Origin of the sequence: Pseudarthrobacter sp. PvP090 (assembly GCF_040547365.1) — a bacterium.
Lineage (GTDB): Bacteria > Actinomycetota > Actinomycetes > Actinomycetales > Micrococcaceae > Arthrobacter.
In genome coordinates this window covers 18,507-34,934 of record NZ_JBEPPO010000013.1, presented here as the reverse complement: position 1 = coordinate 34,934, position 16,428 = coordinate 18,507, and the positions used below count along the sequence as shown (strand labels likewise).

Here is a 16,428-nt window from a genome sequence, read left to right as displayed (position 1 = left end):
GTCCAGGCGTGGTTTCCGGACTCGAATCGATCGAGCTCAGCACCCTCATCCTGATCGTGGTCGCCGGCTTCGCCGCGGGCTGGGTCGATGCCGTCGTCGGCGGCGGCGGACTGATCCAGCTCCCGGCGATGCTGCTGGTTCCGGGCATCAGCCCGGTGCAGGCGCTGGCGACGAACAAGATGGGGTCGATCTTCGGCACCACCACCAGCGCCGTCACGTACTACGGCCGGGTCCGGCCGGACCTGCGGACCGCGCTGCCGATGGCGGTGATAGCCATGGCCGGCAGCTTCGGCGGGGCGGTGCTCGCCGCGAACCTCCCGGCGAGCGTGTTCAAACCGATTATCGTGGTGGCGCTCGTCGCCGTCGCGCTGTTCACGGCCTTCCGCCCGAATGTGGGCGAGCTGACCAGGCTGCGGCACAACGGCCACCGGCACTATGTCCTGGCGTGCCTGATCGGCGGCGTGATCGGGTTCTATGACGGACTGATCGGCCCCGGCACCGGGTCCTTCCTGATCATCGCGCTCGTCTCGGCGATGGGGTACGCCTTCCTCGAGGCAAGCGCCAAGGCCAAGATCGTGAACATGGCCACCAACGCCGGGGCCCTGCTGTTCTTTGTGCCGCATGGTGCCGTGCTGTGGGGTCTCGGGTTGGTCCTGGGCGTGGCAAATATGGCCGGCGGCTACCTCGGGGCCCGGACCGCCGTCAAGCAGGGGAACAAGTTCATCCGCATCGTGTTCCTGGCCGTCGTGGGTGCCCTGATCATCAAGCTCGGCTCGGACATCTGGCAGGAGAACGTCGCCTAAAGCCCCTGCCCGTCGCCTGGCCGCGGGCGTAGCATGCAGCTATGTCAGCTCCTGTTGAACGCTATAGCGACGCCCTGGAGGCCGCGGCCCGGCACGCGCGCCAGTGGCTGGAGAGCCAGGAAACCCGGCACGTGGGCCCGCGCGTGACGGCGACAGACCTCGCGGCCGACTTCGGCGGGCCGTTGCCGCGGGAAGGGACGCCGGCGGCCGAGGTGGTGGACTACCTCGCAACGAAGGCCGAGCCCGGGCTGATGGCTATGCCCTCCGGACGGTTCTTCGGCTGGGTCATCGGCGGCACCCTGCCGGCGGCGCTGGCCGCGGACTGGCTGGTCAGCGCCTGGGACCAGAACGCGGTGCTCCGGTACGGGTCCCCGGCCGCGGCGGCCATCGAAGAGGCCGCCGGAGGGTGGCTGCTGGAGCTGCTGGGGCTTCCGGCAGAGTGCGACGTCGGGTTCGCCACCGGCGCCACGATGGCGAACTTTGCCGGGCTGGCGGCGGCGCGCTGGCGCCTCATGGCCGACGCCGGCTGGGACCTCGACGGCGACGGCCTCTTCGGCGCCCCACGGGTCCACTGCTTCGTGGGCCAGGAACGGCACGACTCGATCGACCTCGTCCTGCGGTATCTGGGGCTGGGGCGGCCCACGGTGGTCCCCGTGGACCGGCAGGGCCGCATCAACCCGTGGGAGCTGGACCGCGCCCTGGCCAGCGCCGTTGACCAGGCCTCAGCCGCCGGATCGGGCCCTGCCCCGCTGCTGGTCAGCTTGCAGGCCGGGAACCTGCACTCCGGAGCCTTTGACCCGTTCGTGGAGGCAATCGCCGTCGCCAAAGCGCGCGGCGCCTGGGTCCACGTGGACGGGGCCTTCGGGCTCTGGGCTGCCGCCGTCCCGGAGCTCACCGCGCTGACCGCCGGGCTGCGGGGCGCCGATTCCTGGGGCACCGACGCGCACAAGACCCTCAACGTGCCCTACGACTGCGGAATCGCGGTGGTCCGGGACGCCCAGGCGCTGCGCGCGGCCATGGGCCTGCACACCAGCTACCTGATCCAGGACGCTGACGGCGCGGCGGACCCCTTCGAGTCGGTGCCCGAGCTGTCCCGCCGGGCCCGCGGGGTGCCGGTGTGGGCCGCGCTGAAATCGCTGGGCCGGGACGGCGTCGTCGCCCAGGTCCGCGGGCTGGTGCTGCACGCCCGGCAACTGGCCGAGCAGCTGGCCGCGCTGGACGGCGTCGAGGTGCTCAACGACGTCGACTACACCCAGGTCTCGCTGGCCTTCGGCGACGACGCCACGACCCGTGCGGTGACGGCACGGATCATCGCCGACGGCCGGGTCTGGATGTCCGGGTCGCGCTGGCGGGACCGCGACATCCTCAGGATCTCCGTTAGCAACTGGAGCACGGATGACGCCGACGTGGCCGTCGCCGTCGCCGCTGTCCGGGACGCCGTGGCGGCGGTCCGCGGCCGCCCGAACTAGGCTGAGCGGGACGCCGTGGCGGCGGTCCGCGGCCGCCCGAACTAGGCTGAGCGGGACGCCGTGGCGGCGGTCCGCGCGCGCAGCAGCTAGCCGGCGGCTTCCCCCGGCGCCGGCAGCTCGTGGGGCGCGGGCAGGTCCGGGAGCGTGCGGCCGGCGAGGGTGCTGGCCACCCAGAGCGAACGGGCGAGGTCGCCCTCGCGCGGGGGCTTCGAGGCGTACCAGAGCGCGTTCTCGACCTCGCGGGCCAGGCTCCATTGCCGGGCCACCTCGGCGTCGAGCCCTGCGGCCACGCTGAAGTCGCGGCAGCGCTCCCGCAGGCCCCGTTCCGGATCCGCCCGGGACAGCTCACCGATCCGGTTCCACAGCAACGGTGCCACCGCGAATTCCGCCTCGCCGATCATGGGCTGCGGATCGATCGCGGCCCAGCCATCGGCCGGTTCACCTCCGCCGCCCTGACGTTCCGCACCGCGGAGCCGGGCCAGGATGTTCAGATAGTGCAGGTCGGTATGGACCAGCACATCGGCCCCGGAGCGGCGCCCGACGGCCCCGCGGGTCTGGCAGACCTCAAGCGCGGCCTCCAGCAGCCAGCGCGGGAACGGCCGGCCCAGCCGTTCCCAGCTCTCCGGCAACTCGTCACTCCACTGCTCGGCCCGGGCCGCCACGTGGTCGAAATCCTGCCATTCCGGGCGTCCGTCGGGGACCAAGCTCAGCCGGCGGACGAGTGCGCCCCACACCGGGACCGCCTCTTCCAGGGGCACGTCCTGCAGGGAACGGGCGGCGTCGAGGCGCTCCAGCAGCAGCGCACCGGCCCCGGCGTCGTGCGCCAGCAGCTGGACCGCCCCGTGCCCGTTCCAGAGAGCCAGGGCTTGCGGTTCCACGAGGGCTTCGTCGTGCGGATAAGCGATCTTCAGGACGGCCGCCTGGTGTGCAGCACCCAAGGTTGCTGCGCGGAACTCGGTGCTGGTGTCGGTCTCCCTAGTTTCGGTGCCGGCCCCGCCGCTGCCGTTGGTGCGGGCGCTGGCGCGAAGCCGCACCGGGACCACGATGGCCCCGTGCCCATTCCACGGCAGGGCACCGGGGGCGAGGTCCAGCTCGAGCTGCCACTGGTCCCGGCAGTGCCGGACCAGCCGGGGCAGGGAGGAAAGCCAGTCGCGGCCGGTGGAACTGCCACCGTAGCGGCGGCTGAGGTCGGGCGGGATCGGGAGGTCTGCTGACGGGTTCATCGAATCCAGCGTAGTTGCTGAGGGCGTACCGGAACCGCTGGATGCGGCGGGCCACCGGTCGGCAGGCCGGGCCAAGGAGGGCCATGTCGCTGGTCCTGCCGGGGCAGACTCCATATTGTCAGCCCGGCAGCATCCGGCCGGCGAAGCAGGACGGTCAGACGGTGATGCCGCTGGCCCCGAGCCAGCTGCCGATCAGGAACGTCGCGATGAGCGCTGCGGCGCCGCCGATCACCACCCGCACGGCGGCCTTCGTCTTTGAGCCGCCGCCGATCCACGCGCCGACGGCCCCGGTCAGGGCCAGGGCGACCAGCACGGCCACGAAGGTGAGCGGAACACGGATGTCCTCCGGCGGGAGCAGGATGGCAAGCATCGGGAGGATCGCACCGACCAGGAAGGCCGCGGCGGAGGCAAACGCGGCGTGCCACGGGCTGACAATGTCCGTCTCGTCGATGTGCAGTTCCGCGGACAGGTGGGCGCCGAGGGCATCGTGCGCGGTGAGTTCCCTGGCCACGGTCCGGGCAGTGTCGGCGCTGAGGCCCTTGCCCTGGTAGATCGCGGCGAGTTCCTCGAGCTCCTCTTCGGGCTGTTCCTCCAGTTCCCGGCGTTCCTTCTCGATCAGGGCCCGCTGGCTGTCCTTCTGGCTGCTTACCGAGACGTATTCGCCCAGGGCCATCGAGATGGCGCCGCCGACCACGCCTGCGGTACCCGCGATGAGGATGGGTCCGGACTCTGTGGTGACGCCGGCGACACCGACCACAATCGCTGCGACGGAAACGATGCCGTCGTTGGCGCCCAGCACACCCGCGCGCAGCCAGTTCAGACGGTGCGCGATGTCATTGTGGTGGGGCTCGTTGTCATGCTGGATGGGGGCGGCTTGACTGTCCATGACTACAGCAAAGCACCGGCAACCGCAGCCGGCCAGTATGACGAGCCTAAGTAAGCACTTCCTGCGCGCGACGGTCCTCCCAACGCCCCGCTTCCGCTGCATCAATGCCGCGGGTCCTGTACCCCGGACCTCTATCGGCGCAGCGGGGGCACTTTGACACGGACACGCCGCAATTAGAGCAGGATTCGCGGTCTGCGGACGTCAAAGTCACCCCGCACGGCCGATGCCCAACACCACCCGCCAGCCGGTCCGCTACGGGCTCGGTGTTGGCAGCTCGGGGAAGCCCGCCGGGTCCGCGGCCAGGCCGGGAAGGACCCCTGCCCCCGCACCCCAGAGGGCGGACCGGCGTGCGGCACCGACCAGGCCCGCGATCGCCCATTGGCGGGTCTGGCCCTCACTCAATGCCACCAGGTCGCCGTAGACCGGCAGCGCCGAGGCCTCCAACCGGCCCAGGCCGGCGGCGGGAGACGCCAGGAAGTCCTGCTCCATGGTGTATCCGGCTTCGCGCGGCGGCACCGGGGCACAATGCACCCTGCTCAGCGCCTCGGCGCCGGCGGCGAGGGCCTCGTGCCGGGCGAGCTGCTCCGACGCCAGGGCGGCCGCTTCGCCGTTCAGCCGGGTCAGGGCCACCTGGTAGCCGTAGACGGTCTCCAGCTCGGTCCGTACAGCGGCCGCCAGCGCTCCGGGCAGGGTGGCGGCGCCACCGTCGGCTCCCGCCGAGGCGGTCGATGCATCCGCAGGGGAGGACGACGGCCCCGATGCATCAGGGGAAGACGACGGCCCGGATGCATCCGCAGGGGAGGACGACGGCGACGCCGCAGCGCTGGGGCACGCGCCGGAGAGCTGGGGTGCGGCCGGGTCGGGCACCGCCGGGGCCGGCGACCCGGCGGCCGCGGCGAGGGAGGACGCCTGCAGCAGCTGGGCGGTCCCGACGGAGGAGAGCAGGCGGGCCATGCCGCCGTCGGTCACGGCAGCGTCGGCCAGCCGTTGCGCGGCGCTGTCCGCCAGTTCGGTGGCCAGCGCGGCCGCCGACGAGGGCAGCGGAGCCGCAGACTGGCCGGCAGAGGCAGAGGCAGACTGCCCAGCAGAGGGAGCAGTCGACGGTGTGGCCGGCCCCGGAGGCAGAAGCGAAGCAGGGTCGTCCTGGCCCGGCAGCAGGAGGGCCCGGGCCTGGCTTGTCAGCAAACTCACAGTCTGCGCCACGGCAGGCTTCGCGTCGCCGGAGGCGGACGCGGCCAGTTCCTCGCCGGCAGCACGCAGCCCCATGGTTTCAGCCAGCGCGGCGGACCTTGCCTGTTCGGAAAACGGCGGTTCGGCGGGCTCCTCGGGACTTCCGGGACTCAGCGCGATCCCGAGGCTCAGGACCACGGGGGCGAGGCAGGCCAGGAGCGCGATGCGGGGAATGAGCTTCCGCCGCTGCTTTTCCCCGCTGTCGTCTTTCACAACAGACCATGTTGTCATGCCGGCCGGGAACTACGTGCACCACGGCGCCCGGAAAATCGCTAGGCTAGTACACACAACATCATCTAACGGGAGGCGGCCGGCATCATGACCAACGCAGAAGCCACGACTTCAACAGACCGGACCGGGACGGGTAAGGCTGAAGCCGCACCCGCTCACAACTTCGAGGCCGAGCGGCTGCATGCCCTCCTGGAGCCCGAGGTCCTGGCAAACCGGCTGTATCTGGAGGACGTTTCCATTCACGTCGCCGGAGCCAACCGCGTGGTCCACGTAGTGGTGGACCTGCCGCAGGAGGAAACGGGGGGCGTCGGTCTCGACGTCATCGCGGAGATCTCCAAGACCCTCTCCGACATGCTGGACAACGATCCCAGCACTGACGCACGCCCGTACGAGCTTGAGGTTTCCTCGCCCGGCGTCGGCCGTCCCCTCACCGAAGAGCGGCACTGGCACCGCGCCCGCGGCCGCATGGTCAAGGTCAACGTCCTGCAGGGCGAGAACGTCACCGGCCGGGTTCAGTCCGTCGACGACGACGGCGTCACCCTGATCCCCGAGATCACCGTGAAAAAGGGCATGAAGCCCAAGCAGGGCGAGCCCATCAAGCTTCCTTTCGACAAGATCCGCAGCGGAAAAGTCGAAATAGAGTTCAGCCACCTCGAAGAGGCCGGCCTGGAGAACGCAAACAATGGACCTTCTGAGGAGGCCTAATGGATATTGACATGAGCGCACTGAGACTCCTGGAGCGTGAGCGTGAAATCCCGCTGGATCTCCTGATTCCGACGATCGAGCAGGCCCTGCTGGTGGCCTACCACAAGACGCCGGGAGCCTTCGAGAAGGCCCGGGCCGAACTGGACCGCAAGAGCGGGCACGTCACCATCTGGGCCACGGAGATCGACGACGACGGCGCCCCCATCGGCGAATTCGAGGACACTCCCGCCGGCTTCGGCCGCATCGCCGCCAGCACCGCACGGCAGATCATCCTGCAGCGCCTTCGCGACGTTGAGGACGACAACGTCCTCGGCGAGTTCAAGGGCCGCGAGGGCGAACTGGTGGCCGGAACCATCCAGCAGGGCAACAACCCGCACATGATCCAGGTCAACCTGGGCACGGTGGAGGCGCTGCTGCCGCCGCCCGAGCAGGTGCCGGGGGAGAAGTACATCCACGGCAACCGGCTCCGCGCCTTCGTGATCGACGTGCACCGCGGCACCAAGGGCCCGTCCATTACGCTCTCCCGGTCCCACCCGGGCCTCGTGCGGAAGCTCTTCGAAATGGAAGTTCCGGAAATCGCGGACCGCTCCGTGGAAATCGTCGCCCTCGCCCGTGAAGCCGGGCACCGCACCAAGATGGCGGTCAAGGCCAACAACCCCGGCATCAACGCCAAGGGCGCCTGCATCGGCGAAATGGGGTCGCGCGTCCGTGCGGTCATGAACGAACTCAACGACGAAAAGATCGACATCGTCGATTACAGCGACGATCCGGCGACGTTCATCGCCAGTGCGCTCTCCCCGTCGCGGGTGAATTCGGTCACCATCACGGACGAGGCAACCCGCTCGGCCCGCGTTGTGGTCCCGGATTACCAGCTCTCCCTCGCCATCGGCAAGGAAGGCCAGAACGCGCGTCTCGCCGCCAAGCTCACCGGCTGGCGGATCGACATCGTCTCGGACGCCGCGGTCAGCCGCGACAAATAGGCTCCAAATCAGTGGCCCCCGCAGGAGGGCCACAACAATAAGGCCGTAGTTCCGGCCCGCCCGCCAGCGTCCGTGTCCCCGCAAGTTCGGGGCCCGGGCGCTTGAGGGGCTAGAATAGACATGACCGCGCCTAACGGCCGGTATCCGCGTGTCCCTTACGCGTCCGGGTTTTGCGTCCGGCGAAGGTGTTGATCCCAACCCTTGGCCAGGCAGGCTCTGGAAGTCCGGGACCGGCAGATATGTACTGGCAGGAAGATACTCGTAAGTGGCACACGTGCAACACCTCGAGAATCAGCCGCAGCGTACCTGCATCGGATGCCGGAAAAAGGGGTCGCGGTCGGAGCTACTCCGGCTCGTCGCCGACGGCAGCGGTTCATCCGCCGTCGTAGTGGATGAACGACGCCGGATGGCTGGCCGGGGTGCATGGCTGCACCCCAGCGAAAAGTGCCTGGCACTGGCGGTCAAACGTCGAGCGTTCGGACGCGCCCTCAACGGCGCTGCCGGAACAGCCGACGTCGAACGCCGGATCATGGCGGGCACGCAAGCCGTGGACACCCCGGTGGCCGCGGCAACAACCGTCCAACCTGAAAGCGGGTCAGAAAACTGATGGAAACCCGATGAGTTCCCAGCGATGAGTGCGCAACGATGACAACTTTGTTGCGCTCTGCAATGGACCTTTCAGCTGCACTCGCGGCGGAGGTCCGCAGTAAGAAGTAGACGGTTCGTGCCTGGCTCGGTGCGGACCGAGACAGGAGAAATGTGGCCAAGGTCCGCGTACATGAGCTTGCTAAAGAGCTCGGTATTACTTCCAAAGATGCAGTAACCAAACTGCAGGAACTGGGCGAATTCGTTCGCTCTGCCTCTTCCACCATTGAGGCCCCCGTTGTGAGGAAACTCCGCAACGCGTTCCCCGACGCAGCAGCAGCTTCGAAGTCCGAAGCGCCCGCGTCCGCCCCCAAGGCACCCGCCAGCCCCTCGGCAAACCGTCCGGCGCCCGCGCCGGCCCCGGCTGCACCGACAGCGCCTGCGGCTGCAGAAACCAAGACTGAAGCTCCGGCTCCGGCAGCAGCTGCTCCGGCAGCCAGTGCCGCCCCGGCAGCTCCCTCGGCAGCACCGGCCGCTCCGTCGGCTCCCGCCGCCCAGGCTCCGGCTGCGCCCTCGACGGGCGCCAAGCCCGGCGCACGTCCGGCCCCCAAGGCTGAAACCCCGGCTGCTCCGGCACGCCAGGGTGGCTCGGCACCCCGCCCGGGCGGTCCCCGTCCCGGCAACAACCCGTTCGCTACGTCCCAGGGCATGCCCCGGGGCCGCGGCGGCGACAACGAACGTCCCGCGCGTCCGGGTAACAACCCGTTCGCTCCTTCCCAGGGCATGCCGCGTCCGGGCGGAAGCCGCACCGAGGGCGAACGCCCCGGCGGTCCCCGTCCCGCAGCAGGCGCTGGCGGTCCCCGTCCCGGTGCTCCCCGCACCGGCGGCGCTCCGGGTGCACGTCCGGGCGCACCGCGTCCGGCCGGCGCGGCCGGCGCTGGCCGTCCGGCAGGGGCCGGCGGAAACCGTCCGACTCCCGGCATGATGCCGAACCGCACCGAACGTCCCGCACCCGCTGGTGCAGGCCGTCCCGGCGGCGGAGCCCGTGGTCCGGGCCGTCCGGGTGGCGCTCCAGGTACCGGTGCTCCCGGTGCCGGTGGCGGCGCTCCGGCCGGCGGTGGCTTCGGTAAGGGCGGCCGCGGTCGCGGTGGCACCCAGGGTGCCTTCGGTAAGGGCGGCGCAGGCCGTGGCAAGCAGCGCAAGTCGAAGCGTGCCAAGCGCCAGGAACTCGAGCAGATGAGTGCTCCGTCGCTGGGTGGCGTCAGTGTGCCCCGCGGCGACGGCAACACCGTAGTCCGGCTTCGCCGTGGCTCGTCCATCACGGACTTTGCCGACAAGATCGAGGCGAACCCCGCCGCGCTGGTGACCGTGCTCTTCCACCTCGGCGAAATGGCTACCGCCACGCAGTCGCTGGATGAAGAGACCTTCGCCCTGCTGGGCGAGGAGCTTGGCTACAAGCTCCAGGTCGTGTCCCCGGAGGACGAGGAGCGCGAGCTGCTCTCCGGTTTCGACATCGACTTCGAAGCCGAACTGGAAGCCGAAGGCGATGAAGACCTCGAGGCACGTCCTCCGGTTGTCACCGTCATGGGTCACGTTGACCACGGTAAGACCCGCCTGCTCGATGCCATCCGCAAGTCCGACGTTATGGCGGGCGAGCACGGCGGCATCACGCAGCACATCGGTGCTTACCAGGTCACGCACCAGCATGAAGGCACCGATCGCAAGATCACCTTCATCGATACTCCGGGCCACGAGGCGTTCACCGCCATGCGTGCCCGTGGTGCCAAGGTCACCGACATCGCCATCCTCGTGGTCGCAGCGGACGACGGCGTTATGCCGCAGACCGTTGAAGCCCTCAACCACGCCCAGGCGGCCAACGTGCCGATCGTCGTGGCCGTGAACAAGATCGACAAGGAAGGCGCCAACCCGGAGAAGGTCCGCGGCCAGCTGACCGAGTACGGACTGGTTCCGGAAGAATACGGTGGCGACACCATGTTCGTGGAGGTCTCTGCCCGCCAGAACCTGAACATCGACGAGCTGCTCGAGGCCGTTCTGCTCACCGCAGACGCCGCCCTGGACATGCGCGCCAACCCGAACAAGGACGCCCGCGGTATCGCGATTGAAGCCAATCTGGACAAGGGCCGCGGTTCCGTGGCCACCGTCCTGGTTCAGTCCGGCACCCTGCACGTCGGCGACACCATCGTGGCAGGCACGGCCCACGGCCGCGTCCGTGCGATGTTCGACGACGACGGCAGTGCCCTGACCGAGGCCGGCCCGTCCCGCCCCGTGCAGGTCCTGGGTCTGTCCAACGTCCCGCGCGCCGGCGACACGTTCTTCGTGACCGCCGACGAGCGCACCGCCCGCCAGATCGCCGAGAAGCGTGAAGCTGCGGACCGCAACGCCGCACTGGCCAAGCGCCGCAAGCGCATCAGCCTGGAAGACTTCGACCAGGCCGTCGCCGATGGCAAGATCGACACCCTCAACCTCATCCTCAAGGGTGACGTTTCCGGTGCCGTGGAAGCCCTCGAAGACGCGCTGCTCAAGATCGACGTCGGCGAGGGTGTCCAGCTCCGCGTTATCCACCGCGGTGTCGGTGCGATCACGCAGAACGACGTCAACCTGGCTACGGTCGACAGCGCCGTCATCATCGGCTTCAACGTCAAGCCCGCCGAGCGTGTTGCCGAACTGGCAGACCGCGAAGGCGTGGACATGCGCTTCTACTCCGTCATCTACGCAGCAATTGATGACATTGAGGCAGCCCTCAAGGGCATGCTCAAGCCGGAGTACGAAGAGGTCCAGCTTGGCACCGCCGAGGTCCGCGAAGTGTTCCGTTCCTCCAAGTTCGGCAACATTGCAGGCTCGATCGTCCGCTCGGGTGTTATCCGACGCAACGCGAAGGCCCGTGTCAGCCGCGACGGCAAGATCATCGGTGACAACCTCACGGTTGAGACGCTCAAGCGCTTCAAGGACGACGCCACTGAGGTCCGCACGGACTTCGAGTGTGGTATCGGTCTTGGCTCGTTCAACGACATCACCGAGGGTGACACCATCGAGACGTTCGAGATGCGCGAAAAGCCGCGCGTCTAGAGTGTCCTAGCGTTACAGGTGCGGGGCCGCTGGATTCTTTCCGGCGGCCCCGCCCCTTCGCCGGACGGTTTTCGATCTTCGATCGCAAACCGCCCGGCTCCGGCAGGCCCGATGCCACTCCCTGGCCGCCGGAAAGAATCCAACGGGTCCGTCGTTGACTCGCCGTAGTGCGTGGCAGAAAACTGAAACGAGCGACCCCGCCCAACAGGCGCCGTCGTACATCCAAATTTTTAGGAGTGGAAATGGCTGATCCCGCACGGGCTGCCAAGTTGGCGCAGCGAATTAAGGTTGTTGTTGCTGAGGCCCTGGGCCGGAGGGTCAAGGATCCCCGGCTTGAGGGCGTCACCGTTACCGATGCGCGTGTCACCAATGATCTGCAGCACGCCACGGTTTACTACACCGTGTTCGGTGACCAGCTGGTCCAGGCCGAGGCCGCCAAGGGGCTTGAGAAAGCCAAGGGTGTGCTCCGGCAGGAAGTCGGGCGCAACGTCACCGTCCGGCTGACCCCGACGCTGGAGTTCGTGGCGGACCAGATCCCGGTCAACGCGTCCAACCTGGAGGAACTGCTCCGGGCTGCGAAGAAGCGCGACGCCGAGGTGGCCGCTCTTGCCGCCAGCGCAAAGCACGCCGGCGATGCTGACCCCTACAAGAGCGATACTCCGCAGGACGTGGAGCTCGACGAGGACGACTTCGACGAAGAGGACCTGGACCTCATCGACGAGGACGACGTCGACGAGGACCGTAACAAGTAGCCCAGCACCGACGCAGTCCTGAAACACTGAAGTTCTGCGAGTAAATGGCCGGACCCCGTACGGGGCCGGCCATTTCCGTGTGGCGATAGCACTGCTCTGTCAGGTCGCGGCGGCCCCGTCATGTCGGCCGTCCCGCACATTCACGTACATCACCTGGCCGTCGGGCGCGCCCTCGGGTCCGGGCAGGGCGTTGACCGTGGCATAAAGGGTGTCTCCGCGGAGGACCACGTCGGCGGTGAATCCGGCCGCGAGCACCACCGTCCGGTCGCCCGAGTCCGGGTCGATCCTGAGCACACCGTCGCCGAACAATGAGGCAACGTACAGCTCGCCGTCCACGCCCAGGGCGAGGCCCGTGGGCGACATGATCTCATCTGCCACGAGATCCACCTCGTTGTTGTCCGGGTCCACTTTGAAGACCGCCCCGCGGGGGCCGAGCGCCGGATCTTCCGGGCCGCCCGGGAGTGAGGTGACGTACAGCTGGCCGTCGGGCCCCACGGCGACATCGGTCGGAACGGACTCGAAGTCATAAGTCGTTCCCACGACGCAGTCGGGCAGCCCGTTGGAGGCCGCAGCCTCCGGGGTGATCTTGTAGGGCCGCGGCGGCAGCACGGCGACGGTCGCCGTCTCGCCGTTCCGGGTATCCACGGTCACGACACTGTTCGCCCCGGCATCGGCGACGTAGATGGTCCCCTCGGTGACGGCGATGCCGTATGGATGTGAATCAACTTCACCCATATAGGTCTCTGGCATATTGGCCGGCAGTTCGGCGGCGCACCCCATCGGCAGGTCGCGGTAGCCGTACCGGGTGTCGCCGTCGGAGTTCTCCTTGGTTTCCAAGGCGGCGAAATCGCCCAGGGTCCGCTGGCTCCCGTCGTCGTCGATGATACGGACGTGCCCGGCCAACTCAGCCGGGTGGGGTCCGGCGCCCTGGCTCTCCAGGAAATACGTCCTGTCACCGCGCTGGGCGTTGCCCGCAACGCTCCAGTCAGGGGTTTCGTAGAGGACGGTGTGGTTGCCCCCGGAGTCGACCCGGGTCAGCCGGCCGGCAAACGATTCGCTGACGGTGACGGAGCCGTCATGCCCGGCGCTGACATGCAGCGGACCCACCAGCCCGCCAGTGAGCAGAACCGGTGCCGCGCCGTCGGCGTTCCGTCCCGAGGCGCCGTCGGGGGCTGCGCCCGCAGCTGACCCGGTCGCGAGGAACACGGCGGCGGTGGCCGCCGTGGCGAGCAATGACAATTTCTTTCTCATGGTTGGCTCCCGGGGCGAGTGATGAGGTATCCACATCGTTGAGACCCTTGAGACCGGTGTTATGGCGACCGGATCATTCACGGCCCCCATAGCGGATATTAAGCCTTCCGGGACGCAAAGTCGATGGCTGCGCAGTTGCCACGGATCTTCCACCGCGGACGGTGTTGCTGGCTATGATCGGACCATGGCCTCGGCACCCTCAGCTTCAGACATCACCCGTTTCTTGGATCAGGCCATCCGGCTTGCCGCCGCGAACGTGGCCGCGGGCGGCGGGCCTTTCGGGGCGCTGGTGGTGACTCCCGACGGACGGATCCATGAGGGGGGTCAACCAGGTCACGCGGGACAACGATCCCACAGCCCACGCCGAGGTGGTGGCCATCCGCACGGCCGCGGCCGCGTCCGCCAATTTCGACCTCAGCGGCGCCGTGCTCTATGCCAGCTGCGAGCCGTGTCCACTGTGCCTCGCCGCCGCCCTTTGGGCCCGCGTCGACCAGGTGCACTTCGCCGCGGACCGCCGGGCGGCTGCTGCCGCCGGTTTCGACGACGCGCTGTTCTACGAGTACTTCGACGGCACCCGGCCGGACCTGATGCCGGTCCGCCAGACGGCCGTCCCGGCGTCGGACGTTCCCTTCCAGGCCTGGCACGATAACCCGGACCGCATTGAATATTGAAGGCCGCCACCACGGGTCCGGCAGCCACGGCCCGCCCGGGGGACTTTGGACTCTAGGCCCGTTCCGCGCGGTGGCGTCCCATGGAACCATGACTGCGGGGACTCGGGAAGGCGGCGGGCCGTGGGCTCCAGCCTGATCACCTGCCCCCAGTGCGGGAAAACAAACCGGATCCCGGCGGCGGCTGCCGGCCATCCGCGCTGTGGCAACTGCCGCACGGACCTGCCCTGGATTGTCGACGCCGGCGACGCCGACTTCGCTGTGATCGCCGAACAGTCATCGACACCGGCCCTGATCGATTTCTGGGCAGCCTGGTGCGGTCCCTGCCGCATGGTCAGCCCCGTGCTGGACAAGCTGGCCCACGAGCGGGCCGGCCGGGTCAAACTCGTCAAGGTCGACGTCGACAAGTCACCGGCGCTCTCACGGCGCTTCGACATCCAGGCCATTCCGACCATGCTGCTGATCCGGGACGGCAAAGTGGTGGCCCGGCAGGCGGGTGCTCCGCCGGCGGCGGCCTTGCGCCAATGGCTCGACGGCGCCCTGGCGGCGGGCACACCGTGAGAGTCCCAGGGGCGAAATGGAGGAAGCAATGACCGAGATACTGCGCTACGAAGTGGGTTCCGGGACGGTGCTGGTCGAGGTCGCGGATGACAGCTTCGGCGTCGAACGCCCCGCGAGGAACGAGCAGGGAATTACCGACGCCGGGCGGCGGCTGGAAGATGCCCTCGCCGCCATCCGGCCGGCGGCCAACGCGGCGGCCGAGGTCCTGAAGGAAGTCGGCGCGGAGCACCTGGAACTGCAGTTCGGCGTGAAGCTGGCCGGTGGGGCGGGGGCCATCATCGCGCAGAACTGCTCGGAGGCCCACTTCATCGTGAAGCTGTCCTTCTCGCACACGCCCCCGGCGCCATTGTCGCCCGAGGAAGAGATTATGCTGTGAGGCCGTCCGGCCCAGCTGAGTGAGCGGCGGCGCGGAGCGGTTTCAGCAGCGGCCGTCACAGCCGCGACCTCAGCGGCGCCTGCTCCGCGCGCCCTTGGCCCCCAGGCCACCCAGGAAAGGCGAGCCGACCCCCAGCAGGAAGCCGAAGTCGTACCAGTTACCTGCACGGGCCGTGTTGTAGAACGGGAACTCGCTCCACTGCCCGAAGACATGGACGATCAACACAATCCACGCCGTGAGCCCGTTCCAGATGCCCCATAACAAGTCCTGCCACCACATGTGAACCTCCCTGACCGAACCCCGACCACTAGTCCCGGAACGGCATGCCCCGGCACGCACGCAAAGACCGCGCGCTGCGCTCAGGTTAGGCGTTGCAGCGCCATGGCGGTAGGGGACAGGGACCCGGTGGTTGCGCCGTCAGCCTTCGGGCGGGACGGGGGCCCGGGCCGGGAGCCGGCCGAGGCCTTCCACGAGATCAGCCTGGCTGCTGCAGAGGGCAATCCGGATCCAGCCCTCGCCGATCGAGCCGAACGCGGTGCCGGGGGCAAAGGACACCCCGGAGTCGGCGAGGAAGCGCCGGACCCAGGACCGCACGTCACCGCCGCTGGCGTGGGACACATCCGCCCAGAGGTAGAAGGCCCCCTGCGCGGTGAGAAACGGGATGCCCTTGGACGCCAGTACGGCCGAGGCGGCGTCGCGGTTGGCCCGGTAGTGCGCGTGGGCGTGGCTGACGTAGTCCTGCGGACCCGTCAGCGCGGCCAGTGCCGCGTACTGCGAAGGCGCGGCAACACAGGAGACGATCGCCTCCATCACGTTGTTCATTTTCTGTTCCAGGCCGGGCGGGCAGATCAGCGCGCCGATCCGCAGCCCGGTCAGGCCGTAGGTCTTGGACAGCGTGAGCGAGGTGAACACGCGCGCTTCGCCCGGGACGTCGCTGTCGAAGCGGGCCGGGCTCACATGCGGGACGTCATAGGTGAACGCCTCGTAGCATTCGTCGGAGATGATCCACAGATCGTGCCGGACGGCCAGGGCCACGAGGCTGCGGGTGAGATCCTCGCCCAGAACGGCGCCCAGCGGATTGGACGGCGAGTTGAGGATCAGCACCTTGGTCCGCGGCGTGATCAGTTCCTCAATGTCCGCGATCCGGGGCTGGAAGTCGTGCTCGGGGTACAGCGGGTACTGCACCGGGACGGCGTGCAGCAGGCTGCTGGTCATGGCGAAGGTCGGGTATCCCGGGTTGGGGATCAGGATTTCGTCACCGGGGGAGAGCAGCAGGCTCATCGCGAAATGCAGGCCCTGCTGGGCGCCGTCGACGACGTAGACGCGCTCCGCGCCGACCGGCGTCGCGTTGTGTTCCCGGAACCTTGCCGCGAAGGCCTCGCGCAGGGCCGGGATGCCGGCGTTCGGGGTGTAGTTCGTTTCGTCGCGGTCCAGGCAGGCCATCCCGGCTTCGAGGATATGGCGGGGGACGGCGAAGCCGGGTTCGCCGATGCTCAGCACGATCGCGCCGGGGGTGCCCCAGGCGGCTTCGGTGATCTCGCGGATCTGGTTGATGGGGACGTCGCGGACGTGGGCGGCAAGCTCGGGCATGTCTGCCATCCTAACCGGCGCAGCCTCCGGC

The 16,428-nt window shown here is 68.7% G+C and carries 15 protein-coding genes and 1 pseudogene; 10 read left to right on the top strand and 6 right to left on the bottom strand.

Translation table 11 applies throughout. The annotated features are described in order from the left end of the window. The first annotated feature begins 8 nt into the window (after window positions 1–8). Complete coding sequence (locus ABIC21_RS15440; protein WP_354351263.1) at window positions 9–803, top strand: sulfite exporter TauE/SafE family protein; 795 nt, start codon at window positions 9–11, stop codon at window positions 801–803. A 41-nt stretch (window positions 804–844) separates the two neighbouring features. After that, the gene (locus tag ABIC21_RS15435; RefSeq protein WP_354351262.1) at window positions 845–2,272 is read left to right on the top strand and encodes a pyridoxal phosphate-dependent decarboxylase family protein; all 1,428 of its coding nucleotides are present in this window, start codon (window positions 845–847) and stop codon (window positions 2,270–2,272) included. An 86-nt stretch (window positions 2,273–2,358) separates the two neighbouring features. Here ABIC21_RS15435 and ABIC21_RS15430 read toward each other — a convergent pair whose 3' ends face one another. The 3 genes from ABIC21_RS15430 to ABIC21_RS15420 form a co-directional block, all read right to left on the bottom strand. Continuing rightward, a complete protein-coding gene (locus ABIC21_RS15430) occupies window positions 2,359–3,495 on the bottom strand; it encodes an aminoglycoside phosphotransferase family protein (RefSeq protein WP_354351261.1) in 1,137 nt (378 codons plus the stop codon). A gap of 154 nt (window positions 3,496–3,649) precedes the next feature. Further along, complete coding sequence (locus ABIC21_RS15425) at window positions 3,650–4,381, bottom strand: VIT1/CCC1 transporter family protein (RefSeq protein WP_354351260.1); 732 nt, start codon at window positions 4,379–4,381, stop codon at window positions 3,650–3,652. A 252-nt stretch (window positions 4,382–4,633) separates the two neighbouring features. Further along, the gene (locus ABIC21_RS15420; RefSeq protein WP_354351259.1) at window positions 4,634–5,824 is read right to left on the bottom strand and encodes a ferritin-like domain-containing protein; all 1,191 of its coding nucleotides are present in this window, start codon (window positions 5,822–5,824) and stop codon (window positions 4,634–4,636) included. 105 nt (window positions 5,825–5,929) lie between these two features. Here ABIC21_RS15420 and rimP point away from each other — a divergent pair, with 105 nt between their 5' ends. From rimP to rbfA, 5 genes are all read left to right on the top strand, one after another. Continuing rightward, a complete protein-coding gene (rimP, locus tag ABIC21_RS15415; protein WP_354351258.1) occupies window positions 5,930–6,547 on the top strand; it encodes a ribosome maturation factor RimP in 618 nt (205 codons plus the stop codon). Further along, entirely contained in the window at window positions 6,547–7,527 is a 981-nt protein-coding gene (nusA, locus tag ABIC21_RS15410) for a transcription termination factor NusA (RefSeq protein WP_354351257.1), read from the top strand. The genes rimP and nusA overlap by 1 nt, the downstream gene beginning before the upstream one ends. Window positions 7,528–7,792: 265 nt before the next feature. After that, window positions 7,793–8,134: a YlxR family protein gene (locus ABIC21_RS15405; RefSeq protein ID WP_354173791.1), complete on the top strand. Its 342-nt coding sequence runs from the start codon at window positions 7,793–7,795 to the stop codon at window positions 8,132–8,134. Window positions 8,135–8,286: 152 nt separating this feature from the next. Then, a complete protein-coding gene (gene infB / locus ABIC21_RS15400) occupies window positions 8,287–11,199 on the top strand; it encodes a translation initiation factor IF-2 (protein WP_354351256.1) in 2,913 nt (970 codons plus the stop codon). A gap of 242 nt (window positions 11,200–11,441) precedes the next feature. Continuing rightward, a complete protein-coding gene (gene rbfA, locus ABIC21_RS15395) occupies window positions 11,442–11,951 on the top strand; it encodes a 30S ribosome-binding factor RbfA (protein ID WP_354351255.1) in 510 nt (169 codons plus the stop codon). A gap of 99 nt (window positions 11,952–12,050) precedes the next feature. Here the strand turns inward: rbfA and ABIC21_RS15390 are convergent, their stop codons facing one another. Beyond that, entirely contained in the window at window positions 12,051–13,202 is a 1,152-nt protein-coding gene (locus ABIC21_RS15390; protein WP_354351254.1) for a ScyD/ScyE family protein, read from the bottom strand. 184 nt (window positions 13,203–13,386) lie between these two features. Here ABIC21_RS15390 and ABIC21_RS15385 point away from each other — a divergent pair. From ABIC21_RS15385 to ABIC21_RS15375, 3 genes and pseudogenes are all read left to right on the top strand, one after another. Beyond that, window positions 13,387–13,873: pseudogene (locus ABIC21_RS15385) on the top strand (nucleoside deaminase). Between the two features lie 120 nt (window positions 13,874–13,993). After that, entirely contained in the window at window positions 13,994–14,431 is a 438-nt protein-coding gene (trxA, locus tag ABIC21_RS15380) for a thioredoxin (RefSeq protein ID WP_354351253.1), read from the top strand. Window positions 14,432–14,459: 28 nt separating this feature from the next. Beyond that, window positions 14,460–14,807: a CU044_2847 family protein gene (locus ABIC21_RS15375; RefSeq protein WP_354351252.1), complete on the top strand. Its 348-nt coding sequence runs from the start codon at window positions 14,460–14,462 to the stop codon at window positions 14,805–14,807. 69 nt (window positions 14,808–14,876) lie between these two features. Here the strand turns inward: ABIC21_RS15375 and ABIC21_RS15370 are convergent, their stop codons facing one another. Beyond that, on the bottom strand, window positions 14,877–15,086 hold the full coding sequence (locus ABIC21_RS15370) for a hypothetical protein (RefSeq protein WP_354351251.1): 210 nt from the start codon (window positions 15,084–15,086) through the stop codon (window positions 14,877–14,879). 138 nt (window positions 15,087–15,224) lie between these two features. Further along, window positions 15,225–16,397 carry a pyridoxal phosphate-dependent aminotransferase gene (locus ABIC21_RS15365; RefSeq protein ID WP_354351250.1) on the bottom strand — a complete coding sequence of 391 codons (1,173 nt, stop codon included), beginning with the start codon at window positions 16,395–16,397 and terminating at the stop codon, window positions 15,225–15,227. Window positions 16,398–16,428: the final 31 nt, after the last annotated feature.

Excerpts from the sequence above, each read along its gene's own strand:
- ABIC21_RS15375 (WP_354351252.1), top strand. The coding sequence starts at position 14,460 with ATGACCGAGATACTGCGCTACGAAGTGGGTTCCGGGACGGTGCTGGTC.
- nusA (WP_354351257.1), top strand. The coding sequence starts at position 6,547 with ATGGATATTGACATGAGCGCACTGAGACTCCTGGAGCGTGAGCGTGAA.
- ABIC21_RS15435 (WP_354351262.1), top strand. The coding sequence starts at position 845 with ATGTCAGCTCCTGTTGAACGCTATAGCGACGCCCTGGAGGCCGCGGCC.
- ABIC21_RS15390 (WP_354351254.1), bottom strand. The coding sequence starts at position 13,202 with ATGAGAAAGAAATTGTCATTGCTCGCCACGGCGGCCACCGCCGCCGTG.
- ABIC21_RS15430 (WP_354351261.1), bottom strand. The coding sequence starts at position 3,495 with ATGAACCCGTCAGCAGACCTCCCGATCCCGCCCGACCTCAGCCGCCGC.
- rbfA (WP_354351255.1), top strand. The coding sequence starts at position 11,442 with ATGGCTGATCCCGCACGGGCTGCCAAGTTGGCGCAGCGAATTAAGGTT.
- ABIC21_RS15370 (WP_354351251.1), bottom strand. The coding sequence starts at position 15,086 with ATGTGGTGGCAGGACTTGTTATGGGGCATCTGGAACGGGCTCACGGCG.
- ABIC21_RS15365 (WP_354351250.1), bottom strand. The coding sequence starts at position 16,397 with ATGCCCGAGCTTGCCGCCCACGTCCGCGACGTCCCCATCAACCAGATC.
- rimP (WP_354351258.1), top strand. The coding sequence starts at position 5,930 with ATGACCAACGCAGAAGCCACGACTTCAACAGACCGGACCGGGACGGGT.
- ABIC21_RS15425 (WP_354351260.1), bottom strand. The coding sequence starts at position 4,381 with ATGGACAGTCAAGCCGCCCCCATCCAGCATGACAACGAGCCCCACCAC.